The following is a 603-nucleotide window of genomic DNA, read 5'->3' on the forward strand; positions in this document are numbered from 1 at the left end:
TAAACGGTAAAGAAGCGGTTGAGAAAGCGAAAAAGCTAAGACCTGACGTAATTACCATGGACATCGAGATGCCTGTCATGGACGGTATTACTGCCGTTCGTGAAATTATGGCTGCGTCTCCGACGCCTATTTTGATGTTTTCATCGCTAACGCATGATGGTGCAAGAGCAACGTTAGATGCGTTAGATGCGGGTGCTCTAGATTTCTTACCTAAGAAATTTGAAGACATCGCTCGTAACCGTGACGATGCTGTCGCATTGCTTCAGCAGCGCGTGATTCAGATTGCTGCAAAACGCGCGTTTATGCGACGCACTCCTGTTGCGCCAAGAGCTACCGCAACAGCTACGGCGTCAACATCAGCGCCATTGCGCCAATCTATTTCAGCAACAGCCCCTGCTGCTAAACCAGCGGTTGCTTCAACCGCGAAATTCAGAGCTTCGGGTAAAAAGTATCAATTAACTGCAATTGGTACTTCTACTGGTGGGCCAGTTGCACTACAGAAAATTTTGACACGCATCCCTGCCAGCTACCCGCATCCGATTGTGTTAGTGCAGCATATGCCAGCAACGTTCACCGCTGCTTTTGCTAGCCGCTTGAATACCT

General features: G+C 48.9%; 1 protein-coding gene. It reads left to right on the forward strand.

The window, feature by feature from the left end:
* Nucleotides 1–603 (forward strand): response regulator (locus AB4653_RS26950; RefSeq protein ID WP_372105768.1); only part of this gene is annotated, 603 nt, incomplete at both ends.

Source organism: Vibrio sp. 10N.222.48.A3, assembly GCF_041475345.1.
Lineage (GTDB): Bacteria > Pseudomonadota > Gammaproteobacteria > Enterobacterales > Vibrionaceae > Vibrio > Vibrio tasmaniensis_A.